The organism is Mesorhizobium sp. LNJC394B00, assembly GCF_000502555.1.
GTDB lineage: Bacteria > Pseudomonadota > Alphaproteobacteria > Rhizobiales > Rhizobiaceae > Mesorhizobium.
In genome coordinates, this window is the sequence record NZ_AYWH01000004.1 from 170,572 (window position 1) to 193,840 (window position 23,269).

Sequence of the window (23,269 nt, forward strand, 5' to 3'; positions counted from 1 at the left end):
CGAATTGAGATCGCTGCGCGCATAAATCGAAGTTTCCATGCCTCTGCTACGCTCGAACACAGCGGATAAATTCATTGTGGACCGCCGGAAACCGCACCGCAACAGCGATGTGGCGCGCGCGGTGCGCAAGACGCGCGACCGTCTTTCGCAGCAGGTCGGCAATCTCGACTTCGACCGCGAGCTGCTGAAGCTGCATGCCGGGACCATGGTGCGCGGCGCAGCCGTCATCCCACTGCTGGTGTTGGCGGTCGCGGCGGCCGGGCTGCTGGCCGGTGTGGACAAACAGATCAGCGTCTGGGCGCTGTTCACCCTGATCTGCTATTCGATCGTCGCCTTCATGGCGCGGCGCGTCGGCCGCACCGAAGCTGCCGAGCTCAACCCTGTTCGCACCCGCAGGGAATTCCTGATCGGCCATTCGCTGTGCGGCCTCGGCTGGGCGTGGTTCGCCTGGCTCGGCTGCGCCACCTGCCAGATCGACCAGTTCCAGGTGGCCAAGGCGGTGGTGCTGCTGCTGGTCATGGCGGCGACCGCTATCATGGCGTCGTCCTTGCGCGGCTCGCTGATTGCCACCTTCGTCGTTCCGGTGGCGGTCTATGCCTATGCCGAAACGAAATTTTGGGTGCCGGTCGGGACGATCATGGTCGCCCTGCTGGTCGCGGCATTGCCGTTCTTTGCCTATATCGCGCGCCATCTCAACCGCTCGTCGCTGATACTTCTGTCCTTCCGCTCCGAAAAGGATGCGCTGCTCGCCGAGGTGGAGACCGCGAAATCGATGTCGGACGAAGCTCGTCGGCGGGCCGAAGACGCCAATCTGGCGAAGTCGCGCTTCCTTGCTTCTATGAGCCATGAGCTCAGGACGCCCCTCAACGCCATTCTCGGTTTTTCCGAGGTGATGGCCAATGAGGTGCTCGGGCCGATGAGCAACCCGACCTATCGCGACTACGCCCGCGACGTGCACGATTCCGGCCAGCATCTGCTCGACCTGATCAACGAAATCCTCGATCTGTCGCGCATCGAGGCCGGCCGCTATCAGCTCAACGAAGAGCCGGTGATGCTGCTCAACATCGCCGAAGATTGCTGCCACATGATGGAATTGAAGGCGCGCAACAAGGACATCCGCATCGTCCAGGATTTCGAAAGTGCCCTGCCGCGGCTGTTCGCCGACGAGCGCGCGGTGCGGCAGATAACGCTCAACCTCCTGTCCAACGCCATCAAATTCACCGCCACCGGCGGCGAAGTTCGCGTGCGCGTCGGCTGGACGGCGGGCGGCGGCCAGTACATTTCGGTCAAGGATAACGGGCCGGGCATACCGGAAGACGAAATCCCGATCGTGCTGTCCGCCTTCGGCCAGGGCTCGATCGCCATCAAGAGCGCCGAACAGGGCACCGGGCTCGGACTGCCGATCGTGCAGGGCCTGCTTGCCATGCATGGCGGCGAATTCGAACTTCAGTCGAAATTGCGCGAAGGCACCGAGGCAATCGCCATTTTCCCGCTCGCCCGAGTGATGGAGGAACTGCCGGCGCTGCCAACCAAGACCGTGGCGGCGGCCCGCCGACGTTGACAGCTTGTTCTAGGCTTTGACCGCCGCCGCCATGCCCGAACTGGTAAGCGCCGCCGCCTTGACCAGACCGGCGGCAAGGGCGGCCCCTACCCCTTCGCCGTGGCTGATGCCGAGATCGAACAGCGGCCTGAGGCCGAGCCGCTCGGCGGCAAGCCTTTGGCCGGGTTCGGGCGACTGGCTGGCCAGCAGGCAATGGTCGAGCGCACCCGGGTTGGCGGCATGCAGCACGGCAGCGGCAGCGGTCGCGGCGAAGCCGTCGAGCAGCACCGGGATTTTTTGCATCCGGGCGGCGAGGATGGCGCCGGCAATGGCCGCAAATTCGCGGCCACCGACCCGGCGCAGTGCTTCCAACGGGTCCTTCAGAGCCGCACCATGGAAGGCGACGGCTTTATCGACTACATCAGCCTTGCGCGCCTGCATGGCCGCGTCCGCGCCCGAGGCGGGGCCGACCCAGTCGGCGCCGCTGCCACCGAACAGGACGGCGCACAAGGCCGCCGCAACGGTGGAGTTGCCGACGCCGAGATCGCCAAGGCAAATCAGATCGGCGCCACCGGCGATGGCTTCCATGCCGAAGGCCATGGTGGCGGCGCAGCCGCGTTCGTCGAGGGCGGCGTCCTCGGTGATGTCGGCGGTCGCAATGTGCAGCGCCAGATCGAACACCTTGAGGCCAAGATTGTTGGCGACGCAAATCTGGTTGATTGCCGCACCGCCGGCGGCGCACAGCTCAACGGCGTTTGCGGTCGCAGCGACAGGGCGCGGCGAGATGCCGTGGCGGGTCACGCCATGGTTGCCGGCGAAGATCGCCACCAGGGGCCGGTTCACCGCCGGCGGGGCGCGCCCGCTCCAGGCAGCAAGCCAGGCGGCGATGTCCTCGATGCGGCCAAGCGAGGCTTTCGGCTTGTCGGCCTTGGAAAATAGGGTGCGCACCCTGTTTTCCGCGACTGTATCGGCAGGCGGCAGGCTCGCCAGCAGATTGCGAAAGTCGTCGAAGGGCAGCGCGCTGGTCATGTCGGTCCTGATCATTCCCTGTGGTTGATCAGCGGCATAACCGCCTTGCCCGGCCGGCACAACTCCCCTCGACATTGGCGCGAAAGCGGTTGCCCGCGCCGCATTCCGAAGGGCTTGCATTGGCTTTGCCGTTGCACCATGTGGAGATGGAGCGAGGGATTCCGGACGGAACCTTCAAGAGAAAGTCATGACGGCCATCGAATCCCCGTGCATCCTGGTCTGTTCGATCGACATGAAAACCGGCTTCTGCTTCGGCTGTGGCCGCACGCGCGATGAAATCGGCGCCTGGATGGGGATGACGCCGGAGGTACGCCGCAGCGTCATGGCCGAGTTGCCGGCCCGATTGGAAACGGTCGAGCGCCGGCCGCGCCGGGAAACACGCCGCAGCCGCATGGCGCGCGAGCGCGACGTCCTCTCTTGAAACGGCAGGTCCAATGAACCGACTGTTCTGGATCGTGATGGCGGCAATCGGCCTCGGGCTGGTGCTGCTGATGATCAACAACGACGCCGGCAGCACGTTCGGCATCGAGAATTACGATTTCAGCCGTCTGGTCTGGCTGGGGGCGATCGGCTTGCTGGTCAGCGCCGGCCTTGTCCGGTCCGGCAGGCCGCTCGGCGTCATGGCCCGCAATCTCGGCACGTGGGCCCTGATCGTGCTGGCGCTCGTCGCCGGCTACCAGTACCGCTACGAGTTGCAGGATTTCGCCAGCCGGGTGACGGCGGGCCTCGTTCCCGGCAGCCCGCTGGCGCTCGGCGTCGAGGACGGCCATGCCACCGTGACCCTGGACAAGGCCGACAGCGGCCATTTCGAGGCCCGCATCACGATCAACGGCGCGCCGATCCGCACCGTCGTCGATACCGGCGCGACCAGTACAGTGCTCACCGCCGAAGACGCGCAGGCGGCCGGCTTCAATCCGGCCGCGCTGAGCTTCACCGTCCCGGTCTCGACCGCCAATGGCATGGCGCGCGCCGCTTCGGTGCGCACCGACGAACTGGCGATCGGCGGCATCGTGCGCAAGAACATGCAGGTGATGGTCGCCGCGCCCGGCGCGCTCAGCCAGAGCCTGCTCGGCATGAACTTCATCGGTTCCCTGTCGGGTTTCGACGTGCGCGGCGACCGGATGATTCTGCGCGACTGAACTGCTTAAGCGGCCTTTTCAACACGGTCGAAATTGACGGCAGCGAACGCTGCCTTCAGCACATCCGGTCCGGCGCCGGGTTTCGTCGCGTCGGTGGACAGTATCTGCCGGAAGCGGCGCGCGCCCGGCAGGCCGTGGAACAGCCCGACCATGTGGCGGGTGACGTGGCCGAGCCGCCCGCCCTGCTCGATATGCCGCGCGGCGTAGTCGGCCATCGTGTCGATCAGCGCGGCAAAATCGTAGGCGCCGGCCTTGTCGCCGTAGAATGCCGCGTCGACGCCGGCCAGGATGCCTGGCGTGTGGTAGGCGGCGCGGCCAAGCATGGCGCCATCGACATGATCGAGGTGGCGAGCCGCCTCTTCGAGCGATTGAACGCCTCCATTGATGCCAATGAATTTGTTCGATTTTCTAGCCTTGAGGCGATAGACCCTGTCATAGTCGAGCGGCGGGATGTCGCGATTTTCCTTCGGGCTCAGACCCTCCAGCCAAGCCTTGCGCGCATGCACCCACAGCGCGTCGGCGCCGGCCGCGAAAACGCCGTCGGCCAGCGCGTCGAGCGCGGGCTCCGGATCCTGCTCGTCGACGCCGATGCGGCATTTGACCGTCACCGGGATTTTCACCGCCGCCTTCATCGCCGCCACACAATCGGCGACGAGGTCAGGCACTTTCATCAGGCAGGCGCCGAACGTGCCGGACTGGACGCGGTCGGACGGACAGCCGACATTGAGATTGATCTCGTCGTAACCGAAGCCCTCGCCGATGCGCGCCGCCTCGGCCAGCTTTTGCGGATCGGAGCCGCCGAGCTGCAGTGCCACCGGATGTTCGGTCTCGTCAAAACCAAGCAGCCGCTCGCGCGCACCATGGATGACAGCGTCCGCCACCACCATTTCGGTGTAGAGCAGCGCACGCTGCGTCAACTGGCGGTGGAAGAACCGGCAATGCCGGTCGGTCCAGTCCATCATGGGTGCAATAGCCAGTCTATGATCTTGATTTTTCAGCATTTTTTCTTTAACATCAAATCGTTAGAGCAGCCCGAGTGCACGCGAATTTACGCCAGAATACGACCCTTTTCGCCACGTTTCGATCTCTCAGTGCACACGGAGCGCACACGAGAAAATGGCCACCTACACAAAACTCTCGTCCGGTTCATGGCGTGTCCAAGTCCGTCGCAAGGGTCGCTACGTTAGCGAGACCTTTCTGCGCCGAGACGACGCCAGGCGCTGGGCAACCTAAACCGAGCGCCAAGTCGATCGCGGTGAGACGCCGACCAAGTCCGTATAGCGCGCCTGAAAACTTTCGGCGAACCCATCGACCTTCATATCGACGACATGTGCGATGTAGGCAAGTCCCCTCGCCGCTCCAAGGCCGCAGCCCTCGATATGCTCCAAACATCTGGGGAAGTGCAGCATCGCCACCCTCGATCGCGAACGGCTCGTTCGCTTCGGTCGTGATCGAGCCGCCCAGGGTGCCGGACGATGAGTCTCGGTATCGACATCACCTAGGGAAAGTCGTTGAGCGTCGTTCCTGGATGATCTGCCTGGTCGTGATCGCGACAGCCGCTGGCGAGAGCCGCCAAACTCGCATGAGATTGTCTGAAGCGGAGGACCATCCATGGAAGGACCCATTTCGACCTATTTTGCATCGATTGAACCCGTGGCCCCCGACGTTTTCTGGACCGCTTGCTGCATCCGGCGCGGCATTTCAAACATCCCCACGACGTTTTGGCCGACGTTGCCCTGGACGCTCAGGAGAAGCGCGCCATTCTTTCGTCATGGGCATCGGATGCCTGCGCCGTAGAATCCGTGCCAGCGCTTCGCATGCTGCCGGGAGCGGGTGAACCGGTCAGCTTCGACACGATCATGGATGCGTTGCAACAGTTGGATCAATCGGATGAGCGTGCCGGTCCTGACTGCAGTGACAGCGCGGCAGTGGCCGCGTTCGTACCATTCGTCGATCGGATTTAAGGGCGACGTAGTTGTCTTGCACCATGGACCCGTCGGCGAGTGACCCCGCCGGCGGGATGGGTGTGGCATCGGTGCGTTCCCCCAGATTGCCGATGAAAATTTTCCTATTCTTGCTCTTGAAGGTGCAAGTCGCGATTCTAAATTGATGGTCGCCGGCAGCCTAATGGGGCCGGCAATACCAGGAGGCGGCAAGGCTCTTGGCGCCTTCTGTTGTCCATGTTGCTCAAAGGAGAATGTGGCTATGAAGACAAACCTCGATTTTACCCCTCTATACCGGTCCAGCATCGGCTTCGACCGCATGGTCGACATGCTTGAAAGTGCGAGCCGTGTGGCCTCGTTCGACAACTGGCCGCCCTACGATATCGCCAAGGTTGATGATGATCAGTATCGCATCACGATGGCGGTCGCCGGTTTCCCGCAGGACCAGCTGACCGTCACCCACCAGCCCAACATGCTGGTTGTGAGCGGGTCGCAATCCGGCGATGAGAACGGCCGGTATCTGTACCGCGGCATCAACGGGCGCGCTTTCGAGCGTCGGTTCGAACTGGCCGATCATGTCAAAGTCGAGGGCGCCAGCCTTGAGAACGGGCTGCTGAGCATCGATCTCAAGCGCGAGGTTCCCGAGGAGATGAAACCGCGCAAGATCGAAATCTCCAGCGGGGCTCCCATGCCGAAGATCGAGGCGCCCAAGGTCGAGACCGACAAGCTGGCCGCCTGAGCAATCCACCATGAAGGCTTTCGCTTGAGCCGGGCGTCCCGCCCGACTCAGAGACCTACAAAAGGAGAAAGACAATGAGCGTACGTGACTTGATCCCATGGGGCCGGGGCAACGGAAACTCGGCGCCCAGTCTCTTCCCCGACGGAGATCGAGACCCCTTCGTCTCCCTCCACCGGGAGGTAAACCGGCTGTTCGATGACGCCTTCCGCAGCTTTGGCGCCAGACTGCCGGCCTTCGGTCCCTCTTTCGCCGCCAGTTGGCCGAGTGTCGAAATCTCCGACACGGACAAGGAAGTCCGCGTCACGGCGGAAATACCTGGCCTGGACGAGAGCGACATAGAAGTCCTGCTGGAAAATGGGGCGCTCAAGCTTAAAGGCGAGAAGCGTTCCGAGACCGAGGACAAGGACCGGCAGTTCTCCGAGCGCTTCTACGGTCGCTTCGAGCGCCTCATTCCGCTCGGCTACGAGGTCGAAGAAGACAAGGTCAACGCCACCTTCAAGAACGGGGTGCTGACCGTGACGTTGCCCAAGACCGAGCGGGCGCAGGCGAAGGCCAAGCGGATCGCAATCAACGGGAAGAACTGACGGATGCAGTATGGGTGGCGGCCCTTACGGCCGCTGCCCGTGCGACCCTTCATAACGGGAGGGACAGGCAATGGAGACAGTTCAAAGCAGCGACAACATCAGGAACCCAACCAAGACGTCCGTCCGGCCGGACAATGACAATCGGCCTCGTCTAGACGGGCCGGCTTTGTCAATGGGACGGTCAGTGTTTCCGGAGGGCGCAGTGGCGCGGATCTACCAGCCCTGCCGCTCGGCCATGACCTCGGCAAAGCCCCACAGGGACTGGCGATTGGTCTTCGAACGCCGCACAGCCCCGTTCATCGAGCCGCTGATGGGCTATACCGGTGGCCGGGACACCCTGACCCAGGTTGAACTGAACTTTCCGACGCTGGAAGCGGCGATCCGTTATGCCGAGCGTCAAGGCCTCAATTACGTGGTGCAGGCGGCACCTCCTGCTTCCCCGGCCAAGATCAGGAGACAACATGTATCGGAGGAAAAACAGGCCTTTTCCGACCTGGTTTGGCAGCGGCTGCAGTTGGCTTGGCTCCAGGCAAGTCACGGCTATGGCGCCGGTGCACAGACAGCGCACATACAGACGGCGCTTTCGGAGCCCGAGACATTCTACGCCTCTCCGATGGAGGTCGTGGACGACCCGGTGCTCGCACCCGACGAGAAACGCGCCGTGCTCAAGAACTGGGCCTGGAACGAGTATCTGATCGACCTGGCCACAGCCGAAGGCATGCCGGAAAATGCACGCCCGTCGCGATTGGACGAGGTCGAACTCGCCTTGCTGGCCTTGGAAGTCCGAAACCGGGGCTTCCAGACCAGGACCAGCCCGGTGCACTCCCGGATAGCCGCATGATAAGGCAAGAAGGAACCCACGGATCGTCTTCGACGCCCAACGGACCATCCTGAACCTCTTCCCGCTTGCGGTCGCGGCAGCGGGCGGGCGAGCGCCGACAACTTTCCCAATGCGTGGGCGCCCGATTGCGCCTCGGCAGAACTCGGCCGAGTTGTTAGGATCGCGCTGATATGGACGCTCCAATGAATGGCGACAGAGGTTCCTATGTATCAATCCTTCAACGGCTCCGCCCATCCCCTGGCACCGAAAGAGATCGCGATCGCTGCCGTCCCCGAAGACGAGCGGGTCTGGGTCCCACAGGCGGAGGGCGTGTGGTTCCGACCACTTATGCTCAACACAATGCAGGGGCAGTGGTGCAATCTGCTCCGCGTACGCCGGGCCGGGATATTAAGCCGTCATCTGCATCCGGCCCCCGTGCATGGATATGTGATCAAGGGGCGTTGGCACTATCTTGAACACGACTGGGTGGCAGAGACCGGATCTTACGTTTTCGAGCCGCCCGGTGAAATCCACACGCTCACGGTTCCAAGCGACGTGCCCGAGATGATCACCTTCTTCAACATTTCCGGCTGCATGGTTTACCTGGACAAGGATAACAAGCAGATTGGTTTCGAGGACGTTTTCACCAAGATCGACATGTGCAGAAATCATTATGCGAGCGTGGGTCTCGGTAAGGATTTCGTCGATCAGTTCGTGCGGTAGACATCCGCCCGTTTGTCTTCCGCGCCGATGAGTTCGCGCTCCGCCACAGAGGCGAAACGAGGAGATCTTGGTGACCGATTCCATATGGGCCATGCCCTTCTTCGCGGGCAAGACCGTCGTCATTACCGGAGGCACGACAGGCATCGGAAACGGCATCGCCATGGCGTTCGCCGGGGCCGGGGCAATCGTCCACGCGACGGGGGCCACGGCCGCCGAGGTAGCGGCCGCTCGTGCATACGGCACCCCCGTCTCGTATTCAGTACTCGACGTCCGGGACATGACTGCGGTCGAAGGATATTCCAGTCAGTTCACATCCGTTGCAGCGCTCGTAAATTGCGCAGGGGTAAACCTGCGCGCCGCCGAATTCACTGTCCAGGGTTTCGAAACGGTGGTCGATATCAATCTCACCGGCTCCATGCGGAGTGCGAGCGCGTTCCGAGGGGCACTCTCGAACGGGGGCGCCATCGTCAACATCGCCTCGATGTTCGCGTTTTTCGGCGCGGCTCATGCGCCGGCTTACGCCGCATCCAAGGGCGCGGTCGTGCAACTTACCAAGTCACTTGCGATCGCCTATGCCGGGGATGGCATTCGCGTAAACGCATTGGCGCCTGGCTGGATCGAGACCGCCATGACCGCCGCGCCACGGGCCGATCCAGCTCGCAACGCGGAATTGATGAAACGCACTCCGATGGGTCGCTGGGGTACGCCGGGCGACCTGACTGGCCCCGCCTTGTTCTTGTGTTCGCCGCTCGCGGGGTTCATCACTGGGGCAATTCTGCCGGTTGACGGTGGCTATCTCATTGCGTGAGGCGTTGGCTATGCTGCGCGACCGATCTCCAAGCCTGTGTCGTCGAGATCAAGATCGAACGCGACCAATCGACCATGCCTGACCGCAATTGCCGCCACCAACTCCGCAAGCTCGCCATCCGTATGCTCGCAAAAAGCTGCCTGTTTCCTGACAATCGTGACCGCATCCCGGGTCGATACGACAGAGAACGGCCTCCGGGATCTCACGAATGATTCCGCAACCTCCGCGACGGATGAAGCTCGGTCAAAATTATCTTGCATAGTTGCACCTCTGTACGACGCTAGCCCAAGCTCGGCCCGCGCAAATTGTTCCCATTGGCCTAATGCAGCCTGGTTGGCATCCGGCTTGGGCTCCTTTGTGAGCGAAGGCCGGGAGCAACGCGACATGGCCGTCGCCGTCTGCCTTAGACAGTCGGCTGGACGCATTCGTCTCCGAATGCGGACACGGGGCCGGACGCCTAAAAACGAGGAGGATCAGATGTGTCCAAGCCGCTCGCCAAAGTTTCCGATCCTGGGACCACCGCAGTTCGGCGCAACAAGTCGCCGGGAGATCTGCTTGCTCGCGTTGATTGCGGTCGACTGACTCCTGGCTCATTCGCCGCCTCGCCGGCTGGCTCCGGTCGGCCGGCCTCGTCCGTCTTCGTCATCGCTGGCCGGCGGACGATCCAATCCACCAAACCGGCTTCGGTCTCCTCGCAGGCCACGAATTCGCGCACCAGACTTCGCGCCAGCTCGCGCCATTGACACTCGGGCACGTTCATCTCCGCGATCAGATCTCGGCATGCAGCGCGTATGATGTCGGCATCGAAGGCTGACACGGCGACAGGACCACGGTCTGCATTCTTTGCTCGAGCAGTGTCGTCGCCCTGACGTTCGCGAAAGCGCCTCAGCACCTCGCGCGATGCGGCGATCGCTTGTCGGGTTTGACTCATAGCCTCGTAAAATCCAACTTCGCGGACCAGTGAGCGGTGCCGCGATAGAATGAAGTCCTCCATAACCGCATGCGCAGTGTCCGTACGCGTTGCAACCATCGCCGCCTCCCTGCAGGCGCACCCAATGCTTGCAGCTTCTGCCGGTGTTCGGGCGGCCGCCTGCATTTGTCGTGTCGCTGCTATGATCGCGTGAGTTAAAGCCGGTGAAGCGTCGCTGCAATTACAAATGTAAGTGTGGCATCCGATAAGCGGTATGCCCGCTGGCTGCGGCGGCGGCGAATTCGTTCTTCAGACGGTCGAAGTCTTCCTGTCGAAGGGCTCTCCGCGTTGCCGGAACGAGGAATCAGGATCCGGACAAAATGCATGCGGCCGTGCCGCCGTTCAGGGGGCGCTATTGGCGAAAATCCGCCAATTTGCGCCAGTCGAAGACAACGCCCACTCCAGGCTCGTCGGGTGCTATCGCCAAACCATCCTGAAGCCTAAGCGGCTCGGTGGTGTAAAGGTCAATATCGAAACTATGCGCCTCCACCCAGCCGGCATTTGTCTGACCTGCAACGAGACTGACATGAAGTTCCTGCATCCCGTGACTGCAGACCGGAATGCCAGCCTTGCGTGAGAGCGCTGCCACGCGCAGCCAGCCTGTGACCCCGCCGCAGTTGGAGGCGTCGGGTTGGATGTAGCTGAGATTCGACCAAGCGAAGGCATGCTCGAACTCCTCGATGACATGCAGGTTTTCTCCCATTGCCAGGGGCATTCCGGTCGCCTTGGCAATGCTGGCGTAACCCTCATAGTCGTCGGGTATGATGGGCTCCTCGAACCACAGCAGATCGTAGGCGGCGAATGCTCTCGCTGCCTCGATCGCTCGCGGGACGTCGAGCGCGTAGTTAGCGTCAACCATAAAGGTGACATGAGGTCCTATGCGCTCGCGAACTGCCTTCACCCGGGCCACATCCTCGGCCAGGTCGTCCTTGCCGACCTTGATCTTCACCCCGGTGAAGCCGCCATTGAGGTAGGAATCGATGCTGGCCAAAAGCTGATCGAGGGTAAAGTTTAGGTCGATGCCGCCGCGATAGGCCTTGGCGCTCTTCCCGGCCCCGCCCGCCATCTGCCAAAGCGGCAGGCCGCTACGCCGGCCCTTGAGGTCCCACAACGCGATGTCGATCGCCGAAATCGCGAAAGAAGCGATGCCGCCGCGCCCGACATAGTGGATGTGCCAGAGCATGCCGTCGTAAATCGTGTCGATCTGCGTCGTGTCGCGAGCCTTGAGGAACGGCGCGAGGTCGTGATCGATCATTGCCTTGATCGCATAGCCGCCCCTGCCGCCGGTGTAGGTGTAGCCTGTGCCCTCGGTGCCGTCGGCAAGCCTCAGCGTGACGGTGACCAGCTCGAAATGCGTGTGCGCGCCGTGCTTGGCATCGGTCATCACCTCACGCAGTGGGACCCGGAACAGCCGGGTCTCGACTTCCTTGATTTCGGTGCGGCTCATGCTGCGCTCCATTCAGGTTTTTTCATCGGACCATAATTGCACCGGCAGCGCTGACTGGCAACAATGTGGCTGATCTTTCAGCGGTTCTGAAGCCAGTCTGTCATTTTTGGTCCTACAAAAGCACCAATCCGCTTGTGCTTTGGTCCGATTTACCTTCTAATAACAGAACCATCTGGGAGGAAAAGGCTTGCTGGATACGGAAGAGCGTCCTGAGATGCCCGCGGCTATTCTCGCCGCCCGCGCGGCCGACGCGATGGTGGCCGGCATAGAGGCCGACATCACGTCCGGAAGGCTTGGCGACGGCAGCTACCTGCCGGCCGAGCGCGAACTGATGATCGAGTATGGTGTGGGCCGGGGCGTTGTGCGTGAGGCGATTGCGCGCCTGGCCAGCCGCGGCCTAGTGGAAGCGCGTCCGCGGTTCCGGCCCGTGGCGCGCCGGCCTGGCCTGGATGCCGCGCTCGGCGCCCTCGACGGCATTGTAGGACATCTGCTGAGCGACCAGGCGGGCGTGAAGAACCTCTACGACATGCGCGTCTTCCTCGAGGCGTCGCTGGCGCGCAACGCCGCCATCCATGCCCGCAAGGATGACGTCACAGCCCTGAGGGCGGCGCTGGCGATGAACGAGGCGGCCATCCCGGATTCTGAGAAATTCTATGCGACGGACGTGGCGTTCCACGCAGCGCTCTATGACATCGCGCGCAACCCGGTGCTGCCTGTCGTGCACAAGGCATTTACCGCATGGCTGTCGCCGCATTGGATGCGCATGCCACGGTCGCCCGAGCGCAACCGCGTGAATTTCCTCAGCCATCGTGAAATCTGCACGGCCATCCTTGAGCGAGATCCTGACGGCGCCGAGCGGGCGCTGCTCAACCACCTCTCGGCGGCCTGGGAGTATGTCCGCGGAACATTCGAAAGCCGTGAGGCGCCGGAAGCATGACGCAGTCCTACGACCATATCGTGGTGGGCGGCGGAGCAGCCGGCTGCGTCGCGGCGGCAAGGCTTGTCAAAGCGGGACGGCGAACCCTGCTGCTGGAGGCCGGCCATTCCCATCATCACCCCTTGCTCGACATGCCGCCCGGCATCTTCAAGATGATCAACGGCTCGAAATTCATGCGCTATCACCGCACCGAGCCGCAGGCCCATCTCGACGGGCGCGTCCATGAAATCTCGCAAGGCAACGTGCTGGGCGGCGGCACCTCGGTCAACGCCCAGGTCTACATGCGAGGCCGCTCGGCCGATTATGAGGAGTGGGACGAGCTGCTGCGCGGCAACAATGCCGGCGTACGCTGGAACTGGCAGGCGGTGCTGCCGCATTTCACCGGCATGGAGGGAAACAACCGCCTCGGCGGCGAACTGCATGGAAGCGAAGGTCCGCTGCTGGTCTCGGATCCAGGCCACATCGATGATGTTTCCCGTTGGTTCGTCCAGGCCGTCCAAGGCCTTGGATTGCCGTACAACCATGACTTCAACGGACCGTCGCAGCGCGGGGTCGGCTTCTACCAGTTCATGAACCGGCGGGGAAAGCGAAGCAGCGCCGCCTATGCCTTCATCGAGCCGCTGACGAATGATCCCAAGCTGACGCTGAAACTCAATTGCACAGTCAGCCGGCTGCTGATCGAAAACGGTCGGGTCACCGGCGTCGTCTATTCGGATGCGTCGGGCGCCGAGCATACCGTCCATGCAGATGCCGACGTGATCGTCTCGTCCGGTGCCCTCGTCTCGCCGAAACTGCTCATGCTGTCCGGCATCGGCCCCGCCGAGGCGCTTGCCGGGCACGGTATTTCCTGCGTCGCCGACCTGCCCGGGGTCGGCGAAAACCTGATCGACCATCCGGAGGTGCCGATCATCGCCACCGCAAACGGCCCATACGGCTATTTCAGGCAGGGCCAAGGCTGGAGGATGATCAGGAACGGCCTGCATTTCAAGCTCTTCGGCACCGGCACGATCCTGTCAGCGGGGGTGGAGGCCGGAGCCTTCGTCAATCCGGCCGATCCCGAGGGCGAACCGACGATCCAGGCCTTCTGCGTGCCGCACGTCTATCTGGACCGCGATATCCTGACCTTGGTCGAGAACACCTATGGGCTTACCGTGACGACAGTGGTGGTGAAGCCAAAGTCGCGCGGTTTCGTAAGGCTGCGTTCGGCGGATCCGAAGGACATGCCGATCGTTTCGCCGAACCTCCTTAAACATCCCGACGACATGAGGGAAATGATCTGCGGCCAGCGTTATTTCCTGCAGGCTTTTCAGACCAAGCCGCTCGCCGATCGGGTCAAGGCCATTGCCGTGCCAAGCCAGGATGATCTCAGCGACGAAGCCATGACAAAGCATTGCAAGCGCTTTGTGAAGACCAACTACCATCCGGCCGGGACATGCCGGATGGGCTCGGACAGCGACCGGATGGCGGTGCTGGACGCGGCGCTGCGCGTGCGCGGAATAGACAATCTGCGGGTTGCCGACATGTCGGCCTGCCCCAACATCAATGCCGGCAATACGGCGGCGCCCGCCATGATGCTGGGCGACCGCTGCGCCGACTTTATTTTGGAGGCGGCATAGCGCCTGATCCAGCTTCCCGACGGCGTCATCGCCGAAGCCGTCTGGGCCGATATCGTGAGGAAATTACACAGTCGCTGAAAGCGACGATAAAGGAGGAAAGAGCATGATCATTACCCGTCGAAAACTACTGGTTGGCTCCGCCGTCGGCGCGGTCGCGCTGACACTCGGCTCACGCGCCTTCGCGGCGCTCCCGCCGCTCGCCAAGAAGGACAAGTACAAGGTCGGTTTCGCCCAGACGGAAAGCAACAATCCGTGGCGTCTTGCCGAGACCAAGAGCATGCAGGACGAAGCCGCCAAGCTTGGCCATCAGCTGGTCTACACGGATGCCGCCGGTTCGTCGGCCAAGCAGGCCTCCGACGTGAACTCGATGATCGCGCAGGGCGTCGACGCAATCTTCCTGCCGCCCCGCGAAGACAAGCCCCTGGTGCCGGTCATCCTTGCCGCGCGCGATGCCGGCATACCGGTGTTTCTGGTCGACCGCGACGTTGATCACACCATGGCAAAGCCGGGCGAGGATTATGTCTGCTTCATCGGTTCGGATTTCATCGAGGAGGCGACCCGCGTCGGCGAATGGCTGGTCAAGAACGCCAATGGCAAGTCGAAAATCATCGAGCTGGAAGGCACGACCGGAGCCTCGGCCGCTACCGACCGCAAGAAAGGCTTCGACGATTTCATCGCCAAGCACTCGCAGTTCACCATCCTGGCGTCGCAGTCCGGCGACTTCGCCCGCGACAAGGGCCGGCAGGTCGCCGAGACGCTGCTTCAGGCGCACCCTGATGCGGATATCATCTACGCGCATAATGATGAGATGGCGCTGGGCGCCATCGCCGCTTTGGAAGCAGCCGGCAAGACCCCGGGCAAGGATGTGCTGATCTTGTCGATCGACGGCGAGAAGGAAGGCGTCCAGGCGATCATTGACGGCAAGATCGGCGCTATCTGCGCTTGCAGCCCGCTGTTCGGGCCGAAGGCCTTCGCTACGATGGCCGACTATGCGGCCGGCAAGAAGATCCCGCCGTTCATCAAGAACGAGGATGCCTTCTTCGACGCCACGAACGCGAAGAAAGACTTCGATATTGCGTTCTGATATCCACTTTCTTTCCAGTTGCCCTACCCGCTTCGGCGGGTAGGGTTTGGGAGTTTGACGATGACCGCTCAGCCGGACCAAGCCGCGCTGCTCCTGGACATGCGTGACATCCAGAAGCGTTTTGCCGGCATCCCTGCCCTGGCCGATGCCTCGCTCCAGGTTCTTCCGGGCGAGATCCACGCACTCATCGGCCAGAACGGTGCGGGCAAATCGACACTTATCAAGGTGCTCACCGGCTATTACCGCCGGGATGCGGGGCAGGTGCTGTTCGAACGGAAGCCGTTCGAAGTTGGGTCTCCGCATCAGGCGCAGGTCAGCGGCATCAGCACCATCTACCAGGAGATCAATCTCGTACCGCTGCGCTCGGTGACCGAGAACATCTGCCTTGGACGCGAGAAGCGCCGCCGCGGCCTGCTCGACTGGAGCGCGATGCATGCGGAAGCCGAGCGCCTGCTCAGCCGCTTCTCGATCGGCATCGACGTGCGCCGNCGTGCGCCGCCCGCTCAGCGATTTCAACACCGCCACGCAGCAGATGGTGGCGATCGCCCGCGCCATCGGCTTTTCCGCCCGCCTCGTGATCATGGATGAGCCGACCTCCTCGCTGGACGAGCGTGAAGTCTCGGTCTTGTTCAGCGTTATCCGTCAGCTCAAGGCCGACGGCGTCTCCGTTCTGTTCGTCAGCCACAAGCTCGACGAGTTGTACGAGGTCTGCGACCGGGTCACGATCATGCGTGACGGCCGCACGGTGCGAAGCGCGGCGATGAGCGACATCGGCAAGCTGGAGCTGGTCGCGGCCATGCTCGGCCGCGACGTCGCAGCCGTCGAAAGCCACGCGACCGCGTTCGGCGAACGCGATCGGTCGAGGATCGGGGATGTGCTGTTTACCGCGCAAAGGCTGGCAGCCGGCCAGTTGGTCCGTGACGTGAGCTTCGACCTGCGCCGCGGCGAGATCGCCGGCTTTGCCGGCTTGCTCGGCGCCGGCCGCACCGAAACAGCCCGCCTCGTATTCGGCGCCGACCGCCGGAGCGCAGGCGAGATGACGATGGAGGGCGCGTCCTACCATCCCGCACGTGCCGCCGATGCCATCGCCGCAGGGATGGGCTTCTGCACTGAGGACCGCAAGGCCGAGGGCATCGTGCCGGAAATGACCGTCGCGGAGAACATAACACTGGCACTGCTGCCGAAAATCAGCCGCAATGGCATCCTGAACGAGGCCCGGCAGAAGGAGATCGTCGAGCGCTTCATTCGTGAACTCGACATCAAATGCTCGGGGCCTAACCAGAAGGTCCGCGAGTTGTCGGGCGGCAACCAGCAAAAGGTGCTGCTTGCCCGCTGGCTGGCAATGAACCCGAAGCTGCTCATTCTCGATGAGCCGACCCGCGGCATCGATGTCGGGGCCAAGGCCGAGATCCAGCGCCTCATCCGCAAGCTTGCCGATGACGGGCTCGGCGTGCTGATGATCTCCTCGGAACTCGAGGAAGTGATGGAAGGAGCCGACCGCATATTCGTGCTGCGCGAAGGAGTGAGGGTGGCCGAACTGGAAGGCCAGGCAGCCGACGAGGAGGACGTGCTCGCGGCGATGGCGCATGGCGGCGCGGCGAAGGAGGCAGCGTGAGCGATCTGGCCACACCATCCGCAGCCAACGACGCTGGAAACCGCCGCTTTGATGTGTTCGGTTTCCTGGCGCGCTACGGCACGGTGATCGCGCTTGTGCTGCTGGTGGTCTTCAACCTTGCCTATACGCGCAATTTCGCGACGCTGCAGACACTCAACGTCAACCTAACCCAGGTCTGCACAATTGTGATCGTCGCGGTGGGGATGACCCTGGTGATCGCCACCGGCGGCATCGACCTGTCGGTTGGTTCGCTGATGGCGATCTCCGGCGCATTGGCGCCGATGATCTTCATGGGCACGATCTTCCCGGTCGGAAACATCTATCTGGCGGTAGCCGTCGCGATGATTGCCTCGATCCTCGTCGCCGGCCTGTTCGGGCTGTTCAACGGCTGGTTGGTCTCGCGTTTCCGCATCCAACCGATCGTCGCAACGCTCGTGCTGTTCATCGCCGGGCGCGGGATCGCGCAGGTCATGACCAACGGCAATCTGCAGACCTTCCGCGTGCCGCAATTCCAGTGGATCGGACTTGCCCGCCCGCTCGGCATTCCCGCGCAGGTCATCATCATGGCCGTGCTGGTTGCGGCGGCCGCTTGGGCCCTTCACCGCACGGTGTTCGGGCGAAGCATCCTGGCGGTCGGCGGCAATGAAAAGGCCTCTGAACTCGCCGGCATCGCCGTATCGAGGATCAAGCTCGCTGTCTATGCGATCAGCGGCCTGTGCGCGGGGCTAGCCGGGCTCGTCGTCATTGCGATCAACTCCTCCAGCGACGCCAATCTCGTGGGGCTGGGCATGGAACTCGACGCCATCGCGGCGGTCGCGGTGGGCGGCACGCTGTTGAGTGGCGGAAAGGCCACAATCATCGGCACCCTGCTGGGCGCACTGACCATCCAGTTGGTGCGCTACACGCTGCTCGCCAATGGCGTGCCCGACGCCGCTGCGCTCGTCGTCAAGGCCGGCATCATCGCATTCGCCGTCTGGCTGCAGCAGCAACACCGGGTGTAATCCATGAACAGCGCCAGACTGGTTCGCATCATCGGCACTTACGGTGTCGTCATCGCGCTTGCAGCCCTCGTCCTGTTCGGATTCCTGCGCTACGACCGCTTCCTCGGCCTCTTCAACGTGATGAGCGTTCTGCGCTACAACTCGATGTTCGCGCTCGTCGCGCTCGGCATGTGCTTCGTGATCATGACCGGCGGCATAGACCTGTCCGTCGGCTCCGTCGCCGCCTTGGGCAGCGTCGCGTCGGCCCTGGCGAGCCCGCACGGCATCGTGGCAGGCCTTGCAGCGGGCGTTGGCGCCGGCCTGGCAGCCGGGCTGATCAACGCGCTCCTGGTTACGCGCGGAAACCTGATGCCATTCATCGCCACGCTTGCCACCATGCTGGCCGCAAGCGGCTCGGCGCTGCTTCTGGCCGGCAACCAGACCGTTTCGGTGTCTTATGATTCGGGCTTCACCGCCATCGGCCAAGGGAATTTCTGGATTTTCCCGATTCCGGCAGTCATCGCCCTGGTTGCCTATGCCGTCGGCTCAGTGGTCCTGAACTACACCAGCACGGGACGGACGGTGCTGGCCATCGGCGGTGGCGAGGATGCCTCGCGGCTGATGGGGCTGCGCACTGACCGCGTCAAATTTCTCGTCTATGTCGCAAGCGGGTGCCTGGCCGGGCTCGCCGGCGTCGTCCTCGCTTCTCAGTTCGGCGCAGGCCAGCCGATCGAGGGCGTCGGCTGGGAGCTGTTTGCCATCGCAGCCGTGGTCGTGGGCGGGACGCTGCTGACCGGCGGCTCGGGCTCGGTGTTGACCACGCTGGCCGGCGTGCTGTTGCTCGGGATCCTTTTCAACGTCCTGAACTTCGAAAACGGCATGGGTTGGATTTCGCTGTCAGCGTACTGGCAGTCGGTGATCCGCGGGCTGTTTTTGCTCGTCGTCGTCCTTCTCCAGGCACGGCTTACGGCAAGGCGCGAAACTGCCTGAGGATGGCGAGCACACTCGAGCACGACGAGCTCAAAAGAGCTCTGACGCTGCAGAATAAGTGCGCGTTGCGCGCCCGGCCAATGAGCGCATCCCGCAGACTTTCTGCGGCGATGCTTCCCCGGTGCACCTGGGGTCCGACACCCTTGGAGCGGGATCCGCAAGCGGATCCTGGTGCAGTCACATGGCCGTCCTGGAGACGGTCATTTCCCGGCGACCGCCACGAACACGGACTGCCCCTGCCTTTCCAGCCGAAACAGGATGGGCTTGCTCTGCCGGCGAGAGTTCGCCCACTCCTCGACGATATCCGAAGGCTCCGTCACGCGCCGATCGTTGGCCGATATGATGACATCGCCGGGCTGCAATCCGCTCCGGGCGGCAAGGCCATCGGGAGCCACTTCCACGACGAAGACGCCGGTTGTTCCTGATTTGATGCCTAGCTGCTGACGCGCCTGATCCGGAATCGGGCTGAGGGATAGGCCGAGGCCTTCGGCCGCCGACTTCTTGTCGGGAACAGCGCCGGTCTTCACCTCCGCATCCTTGCGCTCACCGATGACAAGCGCGATCTCCTGGTCCTTGCCGCCGTTACTCCGTGTCAGAGTGGCCTTGCTGCCAGGCTTCTGACTAGCCGTCGCAAGCGTGAGGTCATGGACACCCTCAATGCCCTTGCCGTTGAATCGGGTGATCACGTCACCCGGCTTCAAGCCGGCTTTCTCCGCCGGGCTGCCGGGCTCGACCGAAGCAACCAGCGCGCCCTTGTCATCCTTCATCCCGAGGGCCTCAGCCAGCGACGGCGTGATGTCCTGCAGGCGGACCCCGATGAAGCCGCGCTCGATCCGGCCGGTTCGGATCAACTGGTCGGCGATGCTCTGGGCGGTGCGCGATGGCACCGCAAACCCGATTCCGATGCTGCCGCCCGACGGCGAGACAATGGCGGTGTTGACGCCGATCACCTCGCCACGTGCGTTGAACAGCGGACCGCCCGAGTTGCCTCGATTGATCGACGCGTCCGTCTGGAGAAAATCGTCGTACGGCCCGGCTTGAATGTCTCGCGAGCGGGCCGAAAGGACGCCGACAGTGACTGTCCCCCCGAGCCCGAAGGGACTGCCGATCGCGATTGTCCATGCGCCCGGCTGCATTGCATCCGAGTCGCCCCATTTGGTCGTGGTCATGTTGGGCCGCGGGTCGACCTTCAGCACCGCTATATCGGTGGCGGGGTCACGGCCGACCAATTGCGCCGGCGCCGTTTCCTTGTCGGAAAATACGACATGGATCTCTGTCGCATCGGCAACGACATGGTTGTTGGTGACGATGTAGCCGTCGGCACTGATCACAAATCCGGAGCCAAGCGCCTCCCTCACCTGCGGCTGAACGGGTCCGAGGCCCTGGCCATCGAACGGACTTGTAAAGTCGCCCGCCGTCGTCTGGTCCTGGACAACCTCCCGGGTCGTGATCGCGACCACGGCCGGCAATTTCTGCTGGATGATCGCTGTGAAGTCGGTCGGGGTATCCTGGGCCAGGACAGGCGCCACGCCACTGGCCGAGAGCATCAGCGCAATCGCGATCAAGCGCGTTGCAAATCGTCTTTGCATATCGTGAGACATTGCTGGACCTCCTGCCGGACAGCCCCGGCCGCTCGGCCGCGCCGCGCGGAGCCGGTGCTCCGGACGCTAGAACTGCCAACAAAGCTGTTTGTTTCAGCCCCCCGGAAAAATGGCACGGCCAGGAAAAATAGCCCGACCGCGAGGGTCCGGAAGGCAGCAGCCGGGAATCATTGAGGCCGTCGAGTTGAACCGTCCACAGGACTGGTCCCGGACGTGGCAGAAATCAGCAAAGCGACTTCGTCAGCTCCGGCAAATGCCCGATATGCCCATGGAGCCAACCTAGCGGCTGAGGTGCCTCTACCGGGCCTGGTGCGAAAAGGATCTGCAATGAAAGAGGGAGCTCCACAGCCGCTGAGAGACGCGGCTGTGATCACCACCGCTCGAACTCCCTCAAGGGAACAAAAGGGTACCAACTAAGTTCGGCCCCATAATGAGGATGCCTATATGGACCTGTTGCCCCAGTCAGCCGAACACACCGTCTCCCCGCCGCCCGCTCCAGACCTTCACCGGCTTTTGTTCGATCCAAACTTGCGTATACACGGCTTGATTGATGACACTGTCGTCACCAAAGCCTTGGACGATTTGAAAGCCGTGCGTTCCGGGGAAGACGATCTCTACGTTGAAATCGACACGCCCGGAGGCGACGCCGACGGCGCGCGACGTCTAGCTCTAGAGTTCAAACTTTTTCTGAAACACTCGGGCCGCAACGGCTACATCATTGGCAAGAATACGGTTTACTCTGCCGGGGTAACGGTCCTTGCCGCTTTCCCGAAAGCCTGCAGGTTCCTTTGCCCGCAAGCAGTCCTGCTGATTCATGAAAGAAGGCTTGAGAAAGACTTGGTTCTGAATGGACCAATTCGAAGCTGTCTTCAGATCGTTCGCGAACAACTTGCGCTGTTGGAAACGGCAGAGCGACTCGAGAATGAAGGGTTCGCCGATCTCGTCCAAGGTTCTCGAACATCGCTGGAAGAGCTGCGCGACCATGCCCTGAACAGCTGCTACCTGATGGCAGCAAGAGCTTTGGAGCTAGGCCTTGTTGAAGACATTGCCCATTAACTTGATGCCTCGATGGAAACGGCAGAGCGGAGTCCAACACGTTTCCCCTCACTCATGTCGGCGGCGACCATGAACGACGAGGTTGACAAGATAGAGCGGACCGGCGGCTGTCTTTGCGGGTCTGTGAGGTATGTTGTTGCCGGCGCGCCGTTGCGCGTTGGCTTGTGTCATTGCCAGGATTGCAAGCGAACCAGCGGCAGCACCTACAGTGCCTTTGCCGTGTGGCCACGGTCGGCTTACCAGTGCAAGGGCGAGCTTGCGGCGTTCAACGGCAGAGGTTTTTGTCCGGCATGCGGGTCGCGCGTGGTGAATCTCCGCGACGACGAAGCCGAGATCATGATCGGCACTCTCGACGATGCGCCAAACGACCTTCTCCCGACATACGAGCTTTGGACCCCCCGGCGCGAAGCCTGGCTCCACAACCTGCCTTGGGCTGACCAATTCGCGGGCGATCGCACCGAAGAAGGCCAAAATTGGCGCGAAGCCCGACGAGTATGACCATGCTCGAATGGCCCTCCACCCCTTGAACCGTGAAAGTCAGCTTGATGCGCGATGAATCACTCAAGTTCTTGAAGGAAATTGTGGCGACCCCGTCGCCGAGCGGCTTTGAGCAACCCGTAGCGGAGCTTTTCCGCGAGTATGTTCGTCCGTATGCCCACAGGTTGACGACGGACGTCATGGGCAATGTCACGGCGATCATCAATCCTGAGGCGTCTATGCGCTTCATGTATGCCGGGCACATGGATGAGGTCGGCTTCATCGTCCATTACATCGACGATGACGGCTTTCTTTTCTTCAGCACCATAGGTGGAACGGACGTTGCCACTGAAATCGGCCAGCGTGTCTGGGTGCACGGCAAGGAGCCGATCCTGGGCGTCGTAGGTCGCAAAGCAATCCAGACCTTCAAAGCCTCTGACACGTCTCAAACTCCCTCGCTGATGGAACTATGGATCGATATCGGCGCGAGTTCGCGAGAGGAAGCGTTGAAGGTCGTAGAGGTCGGCAGCGCGGTCACTATCCACGGCGAGTTTGCGGCGCTACAGGGCAACCTTGCTGTCGGACGAGCGTTCGACAACAAGGTTGGCCTCCTCATCGGCGCCGAGGTCCTGCGCTGCCTCTCCGAGGAGGGAGGCGTTCACCCCGGCGTGGGCCTCTATATCCTGGGTACGGTTCAAGAGGAAATTGGGTCCCGAGGCGCGATGACCTCAGCGTTCAACATCGCACCTCGAACCGGCCTCGCAATCGATATGGGCGTGGCGATGGACTATCCGCGCGCTCGCGCCGAGGATCAGGGCAAACTGGACCTTGGGAAAGGGCCGGCAATCACTCAAGGCGCGAACACCAACCCGGTGGTGTTCAATCTGCTGAAGTCGGTGGCCGAGAAAGAGGGCCTACCTTATCAGCTTCAGGCGGTGGGCAGCTCAAGCCCTACCGACGCGCGTGTCATGCAGCAGAACCGAGGCGGCGTCGCAAGTGGAGTGCTCTCCGTGCCTTTGCGTTACATGCATACCCCGTCCGAAGTTGTTTGCCTGGATGATGTGCAAACGACGATTGACCTTGTTTGTGCATATTGCCGGCAATTGACGCCGGAGATCGACTTCACGCCAAGATGATCGCGGCGGGATTGATTGTGGAAGTCCTAGCTCCA

The 23,269-nt window shown here is 62.4% G+C and carries 21 protein-coding genes and 2 pseudogenes; 18 read left to right on the plus strand and 5 right to left on the minus strand.

Features of this window, described 5'->3' with window-relative positions; genetic code table 11:
• Positions 1-37 precede the first annotated feature (37 nt).
• Positions 38-1,561 carry a HAMP domain-containing sensor histidine kinase gene (locus X751_RS147230; protein WP_023745090.1) on the plus strand — a complete coding sequence of 508 codons (1,524 nt, stop codon included), beginning with the start codon at positions 38-40 and terminating at the stop codon, positions 1,559-1,561.
• A 9-nt stretch (positions 1,562-1,570) separates the two neighbouring features.
• Here X751_RS147230 and X751_RS147225 read toward each other — a convergent pair whose 3' ends face one another.
• Positions 1,571-2,569 carry a nicotinate-nucleotide--dimethylbenzimidazole phosphoribosyltransferase gene (locus X751_RS147225; protein WP_023710483.1) on the minus strand — a complete coding sequence of 333 codons (999 nt, stop codon included), beginning with the start codon at positions 2,567-2,569 and terminating at the stop codon, positions 1,571-1,573.
• A 187-nt stretch (positions 2,570-2,756) separates the two neighbouring features.
• On the opposite strand from X751_RS147225, the gene X751_RS0133545 reads away from it, so the two are divergent.
• A complete protein-coding gene (locus X751_RS0133545; protein WP_023824914.1) occupies positions 2,757-2,990 on the plus strand; it encodes a DUF1289 domain-containing protein in 234 nt (77 codons plus the stop codon).
• A gap of 13 nt (positions 2,991-3,003) precedes the next feature.
• Positions 3,004-3,708 carry a TIGR02281 family clan AA aspartic protease gene (locus X751_RS147220; RefSeq protein WP_023726599.1) on the plus strand — a complete coding sequence of 235 codons (705 nt, stop codon included), beginning with the start codon at positions 3,004-3,006 and terminating at the stop codon, positions 3,706-3,708.
• Between the two features lie 5 nt (positions 3,709-3,713).
• On the opposite strand, the gene dusA is transcribed toward X751_RS147220, so the two are convergent.
• Complete coding sequence (dusA, locus tag X751_RS147215; RefSeq protein ID WP_023745091.1) at positions 3,714-4,709, minus strand: tRNA dihydrouridine(20/20a) synthase DusA; 996 nt, start codon at positions 4,707-4,709, stop codon at positions 3,714-3,716.
• Between the two features lie 610 nt (positions 4,710-5,319).
• On the opposite strand from dusA, the pseudogene X751_RS1000000164795 reads away from it, so the two are divergent.
• From X751_RS1000000164795 to X751_RS147190, 6 genes and pseudogenes are all read left to right on the plus strand, one after another.
• Positions 5,320-5,672, plus strand: a pseudogene (locus tag X751_RS1000000164795) (hypothetical protein).
• Positions 5,673-5,913: 241 nt separating this feature from the next.
• Positions 5,914-6,390 carry an Hsp20 family protein gene (locus tag X751_RS147210; protein ID WP_023730091.1) on the plus strand — a complete coding sequence of 159 codons (477 nt, stop codon included), beginning with the start codon at positions 5,914-5,916 and terminating at the stop codon, positions 6,388-6,390.
• A gap of 74 nt (positions 6,391-6,464) precedes the next feature.
• The gene (locus tag X751_RS147205) at positions 6,465-6,974 is read left to right on the plus strand and encodes an Hsp20/alpha crystallin family protein (RefSeq protein WP_023682476.1); all 510 of its coding nucleotides are present in this window, start codon (positions 6,465-6,467) and stop codon (positions 6,972-6,974) included.
• A gap of 172 nt (positions 6,975-7,146) precedes the next feature.
• Complete coding sequence (locus tag X751_RS147200) at positions 7,147-7,815, plus strand: NADH dehydrogenase ubiquinone Fe-S protein 4 (RefSeq protein ID WP_348524526.1); 669 nt, start codon at positions 7,147-7,149, stop codon at positions 7,813-7,815.
• A 204-nt stretch (positions 7,816-8,019) separates the two neighbouring features.
• Positions 8,020-8,517, plus strand: coding sequence for a 2,4'-dihydroxyacetophenone dioxygenase family protein (locus tag X751_RS147195; RefSeq protein ID WP_155923557.1), 498 nt, complete (start codon positions 8,020-8,022; stop codon positions 8,515-8,517).
• Between the two features lie 70 nt (positions 8,518-8,587).
• Positions 8,588-9,325 carry an SDR family oxidoreductase gene (locus X751_RS147190; protein WP_245265786.1) on the plus strand — a complete coding sequence of 246 codons (738 nt, stop codon included), beginning with the start codon at positions 8,588-8,590 and terminating at the stop codon, positions 9,323-9,325.
• A gap of 457 nt (positions 9,326-9,782) precedes the next feature.
• Here the strand turns inward: X751_RS147190 and X751_RS1000000165735 are convergent, their stop codons facing one another.
• Together X751_RS1000000165735 and X751_RS147175 are read right to left on the minus strand one after the other, a co-directional pair.
• A complete protein-coding gene (locus tag X751_RS1000000165735) occupies positions 9,783-10,355 on the minus strand; it encodes a hypothetical protein (protein ID WP_196814988.1) in 573 nt (190 codons plus the stop codon).
• Between the two features lie 292 nt (positions 10,356-10,647).
• On the minus strand, positions 10,648-11,742 hold the full coding sequence (locus X751_RS147175) for a mandelate racemase/muconate lactonizing enzyme family protein (RefSeq protein ID WP_023745094.1): 1,095 nt from the start codon (positions 11,740-11,742) through the stop codon (positions 10,648-10,650).
• Positions 11,743-11,929: 187 nt separating this feature from the next.
• Here X751_RS147175 and X751_RS147170 point away from each other — a divergent pair, with 187 nt between their 5' ends.
• From X751_RS147170 to X751_RS147150, 6 genes and pseudogenes are all read left to right on the plus strand, one after another.
• Entirely contained in the window at positions 11,930-12,679 is a 750-nt protein-coding gene (locus X751_RS147170) for an FCD domain-containing protein (RefSeq protein WP_023707502.1), read from the plus strand.
• Positions 12,676-14,295 (plus strand): GMC family oxidoreductase, encoded by a 1,620-nt coding sequence (locus tag X751_RS147165; RefSeq protein ID WP_023714229.1) that lies wholly within the window; start codon positions 12,676-12,678, stop codon positions 14,293-14,295. Before X751_RS147170 ends, X751_RS147165 begins: the two co-directional genes overlap by 4 nt.
• 103 nt (positions 14,296-14,398) lie before the next feature.
• Complete coding sequence (locus tag X751_RS147160) at positions 14,399-15,379, plus strand: ABC transporter substrate-binding protein (RefSeq protein ID WP_023745095.1); 981 nt, start codon at positions 14,399-14,401, stop codon at positions 15,377-15,379.
• 60 nt (positions 15,380-15,439) lie between these two features.
• Positions 15,440-16,994: pseudogene (locus X751_RS01000000163905) on the plus strand (sugar ABC transporter ATP-binding protein).
• A gap of 53 nt (positions 16,995-17,047) precedes the next feature.
• On the plus strand, positions 17,048-17,995 hold the full coding sequence (locus X751_RS147155) for an ABC transporter permease (RefSeq protein ID WP_245262660.1): 948 nt from the start codon (positions 17,048-17,050) through the stop codon (positions 17,993-17,995).
• Between the two features lie 3 nt (positions 17,996-17,998).
• Positions 17,999-18,964: an ABC transporter permease gene (locus tag X751_RS147150; protein WP_023672667.1), complete on the plus strand. Its 966-nt coding sequence runs from the start codon at positions 17,999-18,001 to the stop codon at positions 18,962-18,964.
• A 200-nt stretch (positions 18,965-19,164) separates the two neighbouring features.
• On the opposite strand, the gene X751_RS147145 is transcribed toward X751_RS147150, so the two are convergent.
• On the minus strand, positions 19,165-20,529 hold the full coding sequence (locus tag X751_RS147145; RefSeq protein ID WP_245265787.1) for a Do family serine endopeptidase: 1,365 nt from the start codon (positions 20,527-20,529) through the stop codon (positions 19,165-19,167).
• A gap of 480 nt (positions 20,530-21,009) precedes the next feature.
• On the opposite strand from X751_RS147145, the gene X751_RS147140 reads away from it, so the two are divergent.
• The 3 genes from X751_RS147140 to X751_RS147130 all read left to right on the plus strand — a co-directional run bounded on the left by X751_RS147140 (position 21,010) and on the right by X751_RS147130 (position 23,234).
• Positions 21,010-21,621 (plus strand): ATP-dependent Clp protease proteolytic subunit, encoded by a 612-nt coding sequence (locus X751_RS147140; protein ID WP_023672669.1) that lies wholly within the window; start codon positions 21,010-21,012, stop codon positions 21,619-21,621.
• Between the two features lie 69 nt (positions 21,622-21,690).
• Positions 21,691-22,119: a GFA family protein gene (locus tag X751_RS147135; RefSeq protein WP_050588073.1), complete on the plus strand. Its 429-nt coding sequence runs from the start codon at positions 21,691-21,693 to the stop codon at positions 22,117-22,119.
• A 47-nt stretch (positions 22,120-22,166) separates the two neighbouring features.
• Positions 22,167-23,234: a M20/M25/M40 family metallo-hydrolase gene (locus X751_RS147130; protein WP_023672671.1), complete on the plus strand. Its 1,068-nt coding sequence runs from the start codon at positions 22,167-22,169 to the stop codon at positions 23,232-23,234.
• Positions 23,235-23,269 lie beyond the last annotated feature (35 nt).